The 14,675-nt window shown below is 62.2% G+C and carries 10 protein-coding genes and 1 riboswitch; of the genes, 2 read left to right on the forward strand and 8 right to left on the reverse strand.

Annotated features, from left to right (window positions below):
* Positions 1-201: 201 nt before the first annotated feature.
* Positions 202-2,040 carry a HAMP domain-containing methyl-accepting chemotaxis protein gene (locus C1A35_RS18415; RefSeq protein ID WP_104665721.1) on the forward strand — a complete coding sequence of 613 codons (1,839 nt, stop codon included), beginning with the start codon at positions 202-204 and terminating at the stop codon, positions 2,038-2,040.
* Between the two features lie 229 nt (positions 2,041-2,269).
* Positions 2,270-2,746 (forward strand): MarR family winged helix-turn-helix transcriptional regulator, encoded by a 477-nt coding sequence (locus C1A35_RS18420; protein ID WP_104665722.1) that lies wholly within the window; start codon positions 2,270-2,272, stop codon positions 2,744-2,746.
* A gap of 94 nt (positions 2,747-2,840) precedes the next feature.
* Here C1A35_RS18420 and C1A35_RS18425 read toward each other — a convergent pair whose 3' ends face one another.
* The 8 genes from C1A35_RS18425 to C1A35_RS18460 all read right to left on the reverse strand — a co-directional run bounded on the left by C1A35_RS18425 (position 2,841) and on the right by C1A35_RS18460 (position 14,631).
* Positions 2,841-5,048 (reverse strand): esterase-like activity of phytase family protein, encoded by a 2,208-nt coding sequence (locus C1A35_RS18425; protein WP_199772969.1) that lies wholly within the window; start codon positions 5,046-5,048, stop codon positions 2,841-2,843.
* Between the two features lie 67 nt (positions 5,049-5,115).
* On the reverse strand, positions 5,116-6,030 hold the full coding sequence (locus C1A35_RS18430) for a DMT family transporter (RefSeq protein WP_104665723.1): 915 nt from the start codon (positions 6,028-6,030) through the stop codon (positions 5,116-5,118).
* Positions 6,031-6,117: 87 nt separating this feature from the next.
* Positions 6,118-6,299: riboswitch (FMN riboswitch) on the reverse strand.
* Positions 6,300-6,423: 124 nt separating this feature from the next.
* Positions 6,424-6,699: a DNA-binding protein HupB gene (gene hupB / locus C1A35_RS18435; protein ID WP_034803616.1), complete on the reverse strand. Its 276-nt coding sequence runs from the start codon at positions 6,697-6,699 to the stop codon at positions 6,424-6,426.
* A 221-nt stretch (positions 6,700-6,920) separates the two neighbouring features.
* Positions 6,921-9,341: an endopeptidase La gene (lon, locus tag C1A35_RS18440; RefSeq protein WP_104665724.1), complete on the reverse strand. Its 2,421-nt coding sequence runs from the start codon at positions 9,339-9,341 to the stop codon at positions 6,921-6,923.
* A 373-nt stretch (positions 9,342-9,714) separates the two neighbouring features.
* Positions 9,715-10,992 (reverse strand): ATP-dependent Clp protease ATP-binding subunit ClpX, encoded by a 1,278-nt coding sequence (clpX, locus tag C1A35_RS18445; protein ID WP_077961578.1) that lies wholly within the window; start codon positions 10,990-10,992, stop codon positions 9,715-9,717.
* 283 nt (positions 10,993-11,275) lie between these two features.
* Positions 11,276-11,908, reverse strand: a complete 633-nt coding sequence (locus C1A35_RS18450) for an ATP-dependent Clp protease proteolytic subunit (protein ID WP_077961579.1) — start codon at positions 11,906-11,908, stop codon at positions 11,276-11,278.
* A gap of 286 nt (positions 11,909-12,194) precedes the next feature.
* Complete coding sequence (locus C1A35_RS18455; RefSeq protein WP_104665725.1) at positions 12,195-13,754, reverse strand: phospholipase D family protein; 1,560 nt, start codon at positions 13,752-13,754, stop codon at positions 12,195-12,197.
* A gap of 19 nt (positions 13,755-13,773) precedes the next feature.
* Positions 13,774-14,631, reverse strand: coding sequence for an endonuclease/exonuclease/phosphatase family protein (locus C1A35_RS18460; RefSeq protein ID WP_104665726.1), 858 nt, complete (start codon positions 14,629-14,631; stop codon positions 13,774-13,776).
* Positions 14,632-14,675 lie beyond the last annotated feature (44 nt).

Below are 14,675 nucleotides of genomic sequence, written 5' to 3' on the forward strand. Positions count from 1 at the left end.
CAAATATCAGATTATACTCACTTTAATCGATTAGGGCTTTTGTAACATCTTGTTCGATAGGTTTGCGCCGGTTGCGTTTCAAGCGCGTCCAAGCACCGGAATGATTCCTGCTTCGGCTATCCGCTCCGTCATGACGATCAAGAGCCGGAATGACTTAATTCAAGTACAGTTTTACGGACGGCCGTCCTTCCGGGGGTACACATGTCACGGCTCAAGATTTCCCACACGCTTATTGCCCTTTTCCTCGTGGTCGCCGTTATCGTCTCGGCGCTTGCCGTTTCCTCGCTCGGCGGCATCAAGATGATGAACGAGCGCAACAACGAGATCGCCACCACCTGGCTGCCGCGCGTCTCGCTTTCGCGCGCGCTCGAAACCCAGCTTTCCGATACCCGCATGGCCTTTGCCCGCCACCTGATTTCCTTGACCCCGTTCGAAAAGAAGGCCGCGGAAAAAGTCATCGGCCAGACCGTCGAAGGCTTCAACAAGCTCGCGGACGAATATTCGAGCCTGATGGTCACCGATGCCGACAAGGCAGCGCTCGACAGTGTGCGGGCGGCCTACCAGGCATACCTCTCGGTCGCCGAAGGCATGGTCAAGCTCTCCAACAACCTCGAAAACATGAAGGCGCAGAGCGTCTTCAAGGTCGAGATGCGCGAAACCGAAGGCAAGGTCGACGAGGCGATCAAGGAAATGCGCGCGCTGAACGTCGCCGGTGCGGATGCCGCGGTCGCCGCAAGCTCGGCCACGCATGACCAGATCCGCATGATCGAGATCGCCGTCATCGCGCTTGCCGCCGTGATCGTGCTCGGCGCCATCCTCTATGCCGTGCGCGGTATTGCCCGCCCGATCCAGATCATCACCCGCTCGATGGCACGCCTTGCCGAAGGCGACACCGACAGCAGCATCCCCTATGGCGCCCGCAAGGACGAAATCGGAGAGATGGCCCGCGCGGTCGAGGTCTTCCGCCAGGCGGCGATCAGCAACCAGCACCTCGAGGCGGATGCTCATGCACAGCGTGCCAAGGCGGAAGCCGAGCGCGTTCGCGTGACCGAAGAAGCGGAAGCTGCTGCCCAGCGCCGCCTTCAGGAAGCGACCGCCGGTCTTGCCACCGGCCTGCGCCGCCTCGCCTCGGGCGATCTCGCCTTCCAGCTCAACGAACCCTTCGCGCCCGACTTCGAACAGCTTCGCCACGACCTGAACCAGGCCGTCGCCCAGCTTGCCGACACGCTCACCGCCGTATCGGCAGCCTCCGGCAGCATCGACAGCGGTGCCCGTGAAGTGAGCCAGAGCGCCGACGACCTGTCGCGCCGGACCGAGCAGCAGGCAGCATCGCTGGAAGAAACGGCGGCGGCGCTCGACCAGATCACGGTCAATGTCGGCAACTCGTCGAAGCGCACCAACGAAGCCCGCACCGTTGCCGGTCAGGCCAACGAAAGCGCCCGCAAGTCCGGCGCGATCGTCTCGGGCGCGGTCGATGCCATGGGCCGCATCGAACATTCGTCGAGCCAGATCTCCAACATCATCGGTGTCATCGACGAGATTGCCTTCCAGACCAACCTGCTGGCACTCAATGCCGGTGTGGAAGCGGCACGCGCCGGTGACGCCGGCAAGGGCTTTGCCGTCGTCGCCCAGGAAGTGCGCGAACTGGCACAGCGCTCGGCCAATGCGGCCAAGGAGATCAAGGATCTGATCCGCAACTCCGCCGTTGAAGTCGAAAGCGGCGTCAGGCTCGTACGCGAAACCGGCGAGGCCCTGCGCACGATCGAAGGCTTCATCGTCACCATCAACCAGCACATGGACGCGATCGCGGTCTCGGCGCAGGAGCAGTCCGCCGGGCTCTCCGAGGTCAACATGGCCGTCAACCAGATGGACCAGGTCACCCAGCAGAACGCGGCGATGGTCGAGGAGGCTAATGCGGCAAGCGCGACGCTTGCCCAGGAAGCCGGCCGCCTGCGCGAACTGATCGCGCGCTTCACGCTCGCTGACGCCGGCGGCCACGGCTACGCGCAATCGATCAGCGGGTCGCGCTGGGCCGCCTGATCGCAGGCCCGAAGCGACACCCAAGTCGTGCGGCGCGCAAACGGTCGCCTGTCACGAGAATTTCTTGCCGCTTCAAGTCAAACGGCCGCCAGAAATGGCGGCCGTTTCTTTATCGGTGACGGAGTTACCGTGAAGCGCCGGAGGTTTGTGTCGACAAATGCGGCAATTGTAACTATCACTAATGTTACTGCCATTTCACATGGCACCTCATGAAATTCCAGCGACGATCATGAAGAAGACATTCGAAGTTTCCGATAGACTGTTCGAGCTTTACCACCGGGTTCACCGGCTGGTGAACGAGTCCATGACCGAAGAGGGCGTGTCGCTGGCACGCAGCAAGTTCCTCTTCTTCCTCAACAAGCTCGGCCCCTGTCGCTCGACCGACATCGCCTGTGCGCTGAACTTCGCGCCGCGCACGGTGACGGAAGCGATCGACGGACTGGAGCGCGACCGGCTGGTCATGCGCAAGCCCGACCCCGAGGACCGGCGCGCCAAGATCGTCTCAATCACCGAGACGGGCCGCGTCGTGCTCGAGGCCGCCGAACATCCCCGCAAGCAGTTGCTTGAGGAAATCTTCTCGGCACTCGACGATGACGAACTCGACGCGCTCTTTGACATCGTCGGCAAGCTGGTCGACCGGACGGACGAGATCCGCAAGCGCAAGGACGAGGCCGAAGAGGCGGCGCAGGTCGCGATCGCACGCTAACGTCCTATCGCCCGTCGCAAATCACAAGTGCCGAAACAGAAAGAGGCCGGGACGTCATGTCCCGGCCTCTCCCGTTTTCTCCGGGCGCTAACGCTTACATCGCGTTGATGGCGCCAATGGAGAAGAACAGGGTTTCACCCGAGGAGTCGTCGACACCGTCATTGTCGGTGACGACATAGCCGTTGCCGGCGGCGTCGATGGTGAAGCCTTCGACCTTGTCGACGACATAACCGTTCAGCGCCTTCAGGTCGGGAATGAGATCACGAACCTCTTCCTTCTTGACGACAGGAAGCTCGCCACCGAGTGCGGCCGGCTTCAGTTCCGAAAGCGCAACACGGTAGATCTTCTTCAGCTTGGCAGCCTGACCGATCAGATTGTCGCGCTCGATGATGTAGGCGTAGTCGCCATGAACGGAGATTTCCGACAGGCCGACCCAGCCGTCACCGGCCTTTTCCAGCGGGTAGCGCACGGCGCCCCACTCTTCGCTCTTCGGGTTGTAGGAAACGAGCTTGACGAAGCCCTTCTCGTCACCCTTCCACTCGCGCTGGACCGCCATCCACAGCGTCTGCTCGTCGCCTTCGCCAACGACGGTGATGCCTTCGAAGCCGAACCGGGTCTCGCCGGCGCGCAGTGCTTCCGGCAGGGCGATTTCCTTCTTGATCTCGCCCTTCTTGTTCACGTGGAAGATCGCGTGGCTGTAGAGCTTGTCGGAATTGCCCTCGGAGGCGAGCCAGAAGCCCCCTTCCCCGTCATTGGCGATGCCTTCGATGTCGAGCTTCTGCGCCGGTGCTCCGTCCCGAGTGATGGCGAGCGCCTCGGTGATCAGCGCCGGCTTCTTCGTGGCGTCGATCGTGAAGATCGTCGGTTGCGACGAGTAGACCGAATCGTTGACGGCGCGCAGGAAGCCGGGCTTGTCGGCGACCGCAGCGAGACCGGAGAGCGCGCCGAAGCCAATCGGCAGGCCATCCTTCTCGGTGGAGCGGATCTGCGGATAGGCGGCTTCGCCCTCGGCACGCTCGTAGATCATCACATGCGAACGGGCACCACCGTCCTCGCCGAGGTCGACTTCGTTTGCGGTTGCAAGCAAGTTGCGCGCAGGGATCGCGACGGCGCCTTCCGGCGAAATGCCCGACGGCAGCAGCTGCAGCAGTTCGGGCTCGGTGCCGGTGTCCTTGTAGACGCCGACAACCGAAGCGCGCTCGGACAGGACGAAGAACAGGTTGTCGTCGCCGAACTTCGCCGCTTCCAGCCCCTCGGGCTCGACGCCCTTGGCCGAAGAACGCTTCTCCGGATAGTGGCCAATCGCGGCAATCGCATGCTCGAAGCTGGCGCCCGATTCGAAGAGGACCTTGCCGGTGGTGTCGAAGATTGTGAAGCCGCGCGAACCGCCTTCGTAGTCACCTTCGTTGGCGACGACGATGCGGTTGTCGTCGAGCCACTTCACGGCGTCCGGCTCGCGCTTGCGGCCCGGCTGCTCGTCCTTGAAGGCGATCGCGCCGTTGCGCTTGGTGTCGATGTTCTTCAGATCGACGGCGCCGGCGGAGAAGTGCGTCTTCACCGTCCCCGTCTTGCCGTCGATGATGACGATGTGGTTGTTCTCCTGCAGCGTCAGCGCAATCTCGTCCTTGCCGTTGAACGAGACGAATTCCGGCTCCGGATCTTCGCCGGCAATCTCGGAAAGACCGGTCAGCGTCACGCGCTTCAGCGAACCGCAATCCGCAACGCCGTCCTTCAGGGACAGGATCACCAGGTCGCCGGCCGGCATCTGCGGGATCTTGCCGTCGTTCACGTCCTCGTCGCGCTCGTTTTCGATCGCGATGGCTGCAAGCGTGCGGTCCTTGTTGACGGCGACCGAATCCGGCTGGCCGCCGAGATCGCAGCTCGCATCCACCTTCTTCGACGCCAGATCGATGATCGCCAGAAGACCTGATGGCTTGACGAAGCTTTCGCGCGTGTTGACCGCGACGAGTGCCTTTGCACCGGCGATGGTGACCGAGGTCGGCTCGCCGTCAAAGGAGACCGTGCCGGCTGCCTTCGGCGCCTTGGCGTCGGTGATGTCGATCAGGCCGACGCGCTTGCCGGGGCTGTCGGAATAGACAAGCAGGTTGCCGTCTTCGCTGGCCGTGATGATTTCGGCAGATGTCGGCGCCTTGCGCGCATCGCCTTCCGGCAGGTTATCGGCAACAGCAAAGGATGCAATGCGGTTGAAGACGGGTTCGGCCGCCGCAGGAAATGCTGCGGATGCAAGAAGAACGGCCGCAAGCGCGGTCACGCGCGAAGTGATGGTCATGAAATCCCCCATGTGCGAACACTGAAAACATGGGGGTTCTGCGCGATGCCGATGACAGCCGAATGACAACGCCTGGGTTTTACACCGTTCCGGTTGCAGGCGCGGCGCGCTCACGCCGCATCTCGTTGCGCATGATGAACAGCGACGCTGCGAGGATCAGCACCGCGCCAACCCAGAGATACCCTGTCGGCGCGTAGCCGAAGACCAGCCAGCCCGCAAAGACGTTGAGCGGCAGCTTCAGGTCGTCGAAGGGCTGCACATAGGCGGCGTCGGCAACCGTATAGGCAAGCGTCAGCAGATACTGCGCGACGACGGTCAGGATCCCGGCGAGCAGCAGAAAGCCGAGTGCTGCTCCGTCGGGCATCGCGAAGCCGGCCGAAAACGCGATGGCGCCGTTGATCGGCGTCAGGAGCACAAGCAGCCAGACGGTGATCGTTTCGGGACGCTCCAGACTGGTGAGGCTCTTGGTGATCAGCGACGAGGCTCCCCAGAGCAACGCCGAGAGGACCGGCAGGAGGGCAGCCCAGCTGAAGCTGTCCGACCAGGGTTCGAGAATGATCATTGCCCCGGCGAAGCCGACGGCGGTTGCGGCCCAGCGCGCCGCGCCGACGCGCTCGCCGAGAAACAGGCGGGCACCGAGAATGATGAAGAACGGCGAGGTCATGACCAGCGCGATCGCCTGCCAGATCGGCACATGCGCAAGACCGGAGACCCAGGCTCCGACGCCGAAGGCGGCGAGCACCACCCGCACGACGTGACGCCACGGATACTCGGTGCGCATGGCCGAGAGCCCGGCGCGCCTGAGGAACGGCAGCGAAAACAGAAAGGCAAAGGCATATTGCCAGAACGCCATGGAGGTGGCGGGAAAAGCGAGCGTCATCGTCAGCCATTGGGTGACGACATTGAGGCCGGCAAAGGCAATTCCGGCGAGCACCATGAAGGCGGCTCCGGCCATGGCGCGGGAGGAGGAAAAGCCGAGGGAAGTCTGATTCATGTCATGCACCCTGAAAGCGGACCAAACACAAATCAGGACGCATGAGCGCACGGCACGACGCCGGGCAGCCCTGCCCTTCGTGCCAGCGACCATTCTCTTTCATCCGGACTGTGACCGTCGGCTCCGGAGTTGCACCGGATCTGCTGACCCTTTCCCCAAACGGAGGAAAGGCGCTCGCGGGCTTGGGCCACCTTCGCGCGTCTTCAACGACGCAACACTGTCGTGCCCTTACCGCCGGTGGGGACTTTCACCCCGCCCTGAGAATGGGCAAGCCGTAGAGCAAATGGCGGAAGCCCGCAAGGGCTACCCCCGAAATGCGAAAGGGTCCGGCTTGCGCCGAACCCTCGAATACCTGGACTGCCGGCCTCGTGTCCGGCCGCCAAGCAAATCTCATCAGCCGTTGACGGCATCCTTCAGGCCCTTGCCGGCCGTGAACTTCGGCACGTTGCGTGCCGGGATGTCAACTTCCGCACCCGTGGACGGGTTACGGCCCTTCGAGGCTTCGCGGCGCGAAACCGAGAAGTTGCCGAAGCCGACCAGGCGAATGTCGCCGCCGTTCTTCAGCTCAGCCTGGATGGTCTCGAAAACTGCATCAACTGCAGAAGATGCGTCGGTCTTGGAAAGTCCGGCCTTCTCAGCAACGGCAGACACGAGCTCATTTTTGTTCATGTTTCCACCCCTTTCAGATTGGTTCGAAACGACTGTGTTTTAAGGCGCGGCGGCTTGCGCTTCGCCCGCGTCTTGCCTTTCCCAATTGCGCCTAATCCCTTGGAATGCAAGGCTTGCAGGGTGCTTTTACAACAAAAAAGACCGGCCAATGGCCGGTCTTCCCAATTTTTCTGCAAAATGAGCGCCGCGCGAGCCGCGCTGCGCCCATTTTCAAGCACCCGTCAATGGGCGACGGAGGAGCCCGCTTCGTCCTGCGAATCAACCGGTGCAACGGTTGCCGGCTCGTTTGCCGGGTCCCATTCGATCGGTTCCGGCATGCGCACCAGAGCGTGTTCGAGCACCTCGCCCACCCGCGAAACCGGGATGATTTCGAGCGCGTTCTTCACGTTGTCCGGGATCTCGGCGAGATCCTTGGCATTCTCTTCCGGGATCAGCACCTTCTTGATGCCGCCGCGGAGCGCCGCCAGGAGCTTCTCCTTGAGACCACCGATAGGCAGCACGCGGCCGCGCAGCGTGATCTCACCGGTCATGGCGACATCCTTGGAGATCGGGATACCGGTCATGATCGACACGATCGCGGTTGCCATGGCGACACCGGCCGACGGGCCATCCTTCGGCGTCGCACCTTCCGGCACGTGCACGTGGATGTCGCGCTTGTCGAACAGCGGCGGTTCGATGCCGAAGTCGATCGCGCGCGAGCGGACATAGGAGGCCGCTGCCGAAATCGATTCCTTCATCACGTCGCGCAGGTTGCCGGTGACGGTCATGCGGCCCTTGCCGGGCATCATGACGCCTTCGATCGTCAGCAGCTCACCGCCTACCTCGGTCCATGCCAGGCCCGTGACAACACCGACCTGATCGTCGCGCTCTGCTTCGCCGTGGCGGAAGCGCGGGACGCCCAGATAGTCGTTGATGTTGGCAGCGGTGACCTCGACCTTCTTGGTCTTGCCCTTGATGATCTCGGTCACGGCCTTGCGGGCGAGCTTCATCAGTTCGCGCTCGAAGTTACGTACACCGGCCTCGCGGGTGTAGGTCTGGATGACCGCCATCAGCGCGCCGTCGGTGACCGAGAATTCCTTCGGCTGCAGCGCGTGGTCGCGGATCGCCTTCGGCAGCAGGTGCCGCTTGGCGATTTCCAGCTTTTCCTCTTCGGTGTAGCCGGCGATGCGGATCACTTCCATGCGGTCCATCAACGGCGCCGGGATGTTCAGCGTGTTGGCCGTGGTGATGAACATCACGTTGGACAGGTCGTACTCGACTTCCAGGTAGTGGTCCATGAAGGTCGAGTTCTGTTCCGGATCCAGCACCTCGAGCAGTGCCGACGACGGGTCGCCGCGGAAATCCTGGCCCATCTTGTCGATTTCATCGAGCAGGAAGAGCGGGTTCGACCGCTTCGCCTTCTTCATCGACTGGACGACCTTGCCGGGCATCGAACCGATATAGGTGCGGCGGTGGCCACGGATTTCGGCTTCGTCACGAACGCCGCCGAGCGCCATGCGCACGTATTCGCGGCCGGTCGCCTTGGCGATCGACTTGGCGAGCGAGGTCTTGCCGACGCCCGGAGGGCCGACGAGGCACAGGATCGGGCCCTTGATCTTCGACGAACGCGCCTGCACGGCGAGATACTCGACGATGCGCTCCTTGACCTTGTCGAGGCCGAAGTGATCCGTGTTGAGCACGTCCTCGGCATGGTTGAGGTCGGTCTTGATCTTCGACTTCTTGCCCCACGGCAGGCCGAGCAGCCAATCCAGATAGTTGCGAACGACGGTCGCTTCCGCCGACATCGGGCTCATCTGGCGCAGCTTCTTCAGCTCCGCGTCAGCCTTTTCGCGTGCTTCCTTGGAGAGCTTCGTCTTGGCGATGCGCTCCTCGATCTCGGCCATCTCGTCGCGACCGTCCTCGCCGTCGCCGAGTTCCTTCTGGATCGCCTTCATCTGTTCGTTGAGGTAGTACTCGCGCTGGGTCTTCTCCATCTGGCGCTTGACGCGCGAGCGGATGCGCTTTTCCACCTGCAGGACGGAGATCTCGCCTTCCATGAAGCCGAGCGCCTTTTCCAGGCGCATCTTCACGCTGGTGGTCTCCAGCATTTCCTGCTTTTCGACGATCTTGATCGACAGGTGCGATGCGACCGTGTCGGCGAGCTTCGAATAGTCCTCGATCTGGCTGGCAACGCCGACGACCTCGGGCGAGATCTTCTTGTTGAGCTTTACGTAGCTTTCGAACTCGGAGACGACCGAGCGGCTGAGCGCCTCGATCTCGACCGGGTCTTCCTCCGGCTCGCTCAGCGTATGCGCGGCAGCCTCATAGAATTCCTCGCGCGGCGTGTAGCCGTCGATCTTGGCGCGCGCGCGGCCCTCGACCAGAACCTTGACGGTGCCGTCGGGCAGCTTCAGCAATTGCAGAACGTTGGCGATGGTGCCGACTTCATAGATCGCGGAAGGCTCCGGATCGTCGTCGGTGGCGTTGATCTGGGTGGCAAGCATGATCTGCTTGTCGGTGCCCATGACTTCCTCAAGCGCACGGATCGATTTTTCGCGGCCAACGAAAAGCGGCACGATCATATGCGGGAAGACTACGATGTCGCGGAGCGGCAGGACCGGGTAGGTCGCGCTTTCAGTCGCCGGTGACGTTTTGTTCGTCATGTCATTTCCTTTCCGTCCCGATTTCGGGCCCGTTTCCGGGAGCCCTTCAGGCACTCCCGGCTGTCATATTTTCCACATGAAAGTGGAGTGCGACCGCGTCCATTTCAAGGCTCGACGCGGACATCCACAAACCGTGGCCGGGTCCTTCTGACTACGCATCAATGCTGTTGCGGACCTTGCGACGGACAACAAGCTCATGGACCGCAACCATGAAGGTCCTTCATTGAATCGTCACATCATTGCGTTGTTTGCGGCACTTTAGCAACAATCGAATTGTGAAATCTGCGCACCGGCGTTCGTGTCTCAACAGCTAAGTGTGCGGACACGAAAAAGCCCGCACGAGGCGGGCTTCTCAAACGACAATTCAGGGCGCTCAGGCCGAAACGTTGGTCTTTTCGTCCGACCGTTCGGAGTAGATGTAGAGCGGCCGGGCAGCGCCCTTGACCACCTCGTCCGAGATGACCACTTCGCGAACGCCTTCGAGCGTCGGCAGCTCGAACATGGTGTCGAGCAGGATCTTTTCCATGATCGAGCGCAGGCCGCGGGCGCCGGTCTTGCGCACGATCGCCCGGCGGGCAATCTCGCGCAGCGCGTCCTCGTGGAAGGTCAGCTCCACGTCTTCCATCTCGAACAGGCGCTGGTACTGCTTGACCAGCGCGTTCTTCGGCTCGGACAGGATCTGGATCAGCGCGTCCTCGTCGAGGTCTTCCAGCGTCGCCAGAACCGGCAGACGGCCGATGAATTCCGGGATCAGGCCGAACTTGACGAGATCTTCCGGCTCAAGTTCGCGCAGGACTTCGCCGACGCGGCGATCTTCCGGCGCACGAACCGTCGCGCCGAAGCCGATCGAGGTCTTCTCGCCACGGGCGGAGATGATCTTGTCGAGACCGGCGAAAGCGCCGCCGCAGATGAAGAGGATGTTGGTGGTGTCGACCTGCAGGAATTCCTGCTGCGGATGCTTGCGGCCACCCTGCGGCGGCACCGAGGCAACCGTGCCTTCCATGATCTTCAGAAGCGCCTGCTGCACGCCCTCGCCCGACACGTCGCGGGTTATCGACGGGTTGTCGGACTTGCGCGAAATCTTGTCGACTTCGTCGATGTAGACGATGCCGCGCTGGGCGCGTTCGACGTTGTAGTCGGCCGCCTGGAGAAGCTTCAGGATGATGTTTTCGACATCTTCACCGACGTAGCCGGCTTCGGTCAGCGTCGTGGCGTCGGCCATGGTGAACGGCACGTCGATGATGCGGGCGAGCGTCTGGGCGAGATAGGTCTTGCCGCAGCCGGTCGGGCCGACGAGCATGATGTTCGACTTGGCGAGCTCGACGTCGCTGCCCTTGGCGGCGTGCGCCAGGCGCTTGTAGTGGTTGTGCACGGCCACCGACAGGATGCGCTTGGCCTGCTGCTGGCCGATGACGTATTCGTCGAGGACCTTGATGATTTCCTGAGGGGTCGGAACACCGTCGCGCGACTTGACCATCGAGGTCTTGTTCTCTTCGCGAATGATGTCCATGCACAGTTCGACGCATTCATCGCAGATGAACACGGTCGGTCCGGCAATCAGCTTGCGGACTTCGTGCTGGCTCTTGCCGCAGAACGAACAATAAAGTGTATTCTTCGAGTCACCGCCGTTGCTTCCGCTGACCTTGCTCATTTCCACTTCCTTCCAGCACGCCGGACACTTCAGACAAAGTATCGCGGACCACTCAATTTGCCCTGAGCCTCAACCTCAAACAGGGCTTCCGGGAGTACTCACCGCTTCAGGCAAACACGCCCGACGCAGCCGCAACGACTCTCCCAACTCCAACCGAACACTACGCGGACAGATTCCAACATAGCATTAATGGTTCATATTACCGGCTTTACCCTGTCGATAAAGCCCTTGAGCCATTACAATTGTGTCACAATTACATCTATCCCGACACAAATGCGCGTTATCAGGCCTGCTCGCCGCCTTCGATCTCTTCGCGCGACGTCAGCACCTTGTCGACGATACCCCAGGAGAGAGCCTCGTCCGCGCTCATGAAATGATCGCGGTCCAGCGTCTGCTCGACTTCCTCATAGGTCCGTCCGCAATGCTTGACATAGACCTCGTTGAGGCGGCGCTTCATCTTCAGGATGTCCTTGGCATGGCGCTCGATATCGGAGGCCTGGCCCTGGAAGCCGCCGGACGGCTGGTGAACCATGATGCGCGCGTTCGGCGTGGCAAAGCGCATGTCCTTGTGACCGGCGGCCAGAAGCAGCGAGCCCATCGAGGCCGCCTGGCCGACGCAGAGCGTCGAAACGGCCGGCTTGATGAACTGCATCGTGTCGTAGATCGCCATGCCGGAGGTCACGACGCCACCCGGCGAATTGATGTAGAGCGCGATTTCCTTCTTCGGGTTTTCCGCCTCGAGGAAAAGAAGCTGGGCGCAGACGAGCGTTGCCATCTGATCTTCGACCGGGCCGGTCACGAAGATGATGCGCTCCTTCAGAAGGCGCGAAAAGATATCGTAGGAACGTTCACCGCGGTTGGTCTGCTCCACAACCATCGGCACCAGTGCCAGGGCGGTATCAACGGGATTTCTCATATCGAACCTTCATCAATCGGGTTCACAAAACCTTTGCGAACCGGGAATCACGGGATTGCCTTCTGCTCCTACATAGAGTGTCAACACCCTTCACTTCAAGTCGCGAAGCTTCGATAAGCTTAATCGAAGGCGCGCTTCGCATCGAAGTTCGGCCGTCCTCCACACATGGTTGGCGATAGAACATTTTTCCATCGATATCCCCGGTTGAAGCAATGGGTGCAAACTCTGCGCACAGGCTTCGGCGATATCGGTAAACGAAGCGCAAATCCGGTAACCAGGCGCCTGCTCAAAGCTGGGACTCGATCGGCAGGATGCGGATCACGCCGGCAATCATACGCCTTGCAAGGCTCGCGTCCGGCTCGTGGCGCACCAGCCGCTCGGATCCGTTGGCACGATCCCGCCAGACAAGACGTGCCTCTTCGATCCCGACCCTGTAGCTGATCGCCGGCGAGGTTTCCTCCTCGAACATCAAAGCCAGCTCGCCGGCAAGCGCGGCGTCCTCGAAGACGACGCCCATTTCAGTGTTGAGCGAGGCGGAACGCGGGTCGAAGTTCATCGAGCCGACGAAGCCGTTCAGACCATCGACCACGAAAGCCTTGCTGTGGAGGCTCGCATTGCGGCGTCCGAACAGCGTCATGCGGTGCCCCTCGGCGACGTCGCCCTGCTCCTTCAACTCGAAGAGCGCGACGCCGGCCTGGATAAGCTTCCGGCGATATTTGACATAACCGCCGTGAACGGCGGCAACATCGGTCGCTGCAAGCGAATTGGTGAGGACCGCCACTCGAGCGCCGCGCGAAACGATGGCGGCGAGTTCCCGTGTGCCGGCAACGCCGGGGATGAAATAGGGCGAGATGATCCTCAGGTCCCGCGTCGTCGCCTCGATCAGCGGGAAGAGTTCGCGCAGCAGCCAGTTCTGGCGACGCTGCATCAGGGCTTTTTCCGGCGGATCGGACGCGAGCCGGATCTGCGAACTCCAGTGAAGCCGTCGCGTACCGTGATAGATGTCGGCCTCCTCCACCGCCCTGTCGACACGCTCCAGATAGAACCGGCCCGCCGGTGTGCGGGCCAACCCGTCGACGGCCTCGCGCAGCGCCGGCAGATACTGCTTGCGCGGCGTGCGCAGCGCCGCGATCGGAAGCACGGAAGCGCTGTTCCAGTAGCGATCGAACATGGCCGACGCCTGCTCCAGCACCGGCCCCACCATCCAGACGTCAAGGTCGCGGAAATTGGAGAGTTCCGCGGCGTCGAAATAGGCGTCGCCGATGTTGCGGCCGCCGGCGATCGCGACCCGACCATCCGCCACCCACAGCTTGTTGTGCATGCGGCGGGTGGCGCTGAAGGCACGGATCGCCATTTCGAAGCCACGGCGAAAGCGGTCGGTGCGCGCCCGGCTCGGATTGAAGAGCCGCACGTCGATTTGGGGATGGGCGTCCAGCGCAATGCACATGCGGTCGTGAATGCCCGCATTGATGTCGTCGAGCAGTAGCCGGACGCGCACGCCACGGTCGGCGGCGGCCAGGATCTCGCGGGCGAGCAGAAGACCGGTCAGGTCGTCCTTCCAGTAGTAATACTGCAGATCGAGACTGCGGCCGGCCCGCCGCGCCGCATGGGCGCGCACCACCAGAGCCTCGATGTTGTCGGAAACGAACGCCACCCCATTGGCACCCGCGTGGCTGGCTAAAAGCGGCGCCAGATGCCGGTCGAGATCGGTGCCGCCATCGGCGAGCGGAAGTGCCGTTGACGGCGGCCCATGCGGGCGGCGGCCGAACCGGCCGTAGACATAGAGGAGCGTCGCCACGACCAGGCCGAGGATGAGGGCAACGGTGAACAGGACAGAGGACAACATCGAAAGCCCGCCAGCGCCGTCAGACCGACCCCGCGCGACCGGCTTCGACCCGCCTGCCGTCTCTCTGTCCCTGATGAGCCGCCTTCAGGTCGATCGAAGCCTTCACCGGCAGGTGATCCGAGGCGATCCGCGCAAGCGGCGAGTCGTGCACGGCAACCGACGTCACCAGGCTGTGTGGATTGCCGAGCACGCGGTCGAGCGGCAGCAGTGGGAACCGCGATGGGAAACTCGCGACGGTCGCGTGCGACGGATCGAAGACCGGGCTCAGGAATGACAAGGACGAGCGCCGGCCCATCCGCCATTCGTTGAGATCGCCGATGAGCAGAGTGGGCCGCCCCTTCGCGTCGGACGCTGCTTCCAGTATCGCTTCCGCCTGCTGGGCGCGGGAATGCCGGAGAAGACCGAGATGCGCGGCGATGATGCGCAACGGGCCCACGTTCAGGTCGAGATCGACGACAAGCGCGCCACGCGGCTCTACTCCCGGCAGCTTCAGTTGCCGCACGTCGGAAACGGCACCTTCACGCAAGAGCAGGACATTGCCGTGCCAGCCATGTCCCTTGCTCGAAAAGCCCGAAATCGGCACCGACACGAGATGGGCCTCGCGGCGGAGATGCTCGAGATCGAGAAGCCCGGCACGCTCACCGAAACGCTGGTCCGCCTCCTGAAGCGCAACGATATCGGCACCCAATTCACCGATGACATTGGCTGTTCGACCGGGATCGAAACGGCCGTCGGTGCCGACGCATTTGTGGATGTTGTAGGAGGCGATGACGATATCGCCGCGGCTGACCGCGGCCTCGCGATGAACGACGGTGGGGCGTCTCTTGCGGATTGCAGCGACGATCCCCGCCGATAGACTGGACTGGTTTTTTGCCATGCCGCTCCCTGTCTTCTGTCTGCATCATTGCGCAAATAGGTCAC

Source organism: Ensifer adhaerens, from assembly GCF_002940685.1.
Lineage (GTDB): Bacteria > Pseudomonadota > Alphaproteobacteria > Rhizobiales > Rhizobiaceae > Ensifer > Ensifer adhaerens_E.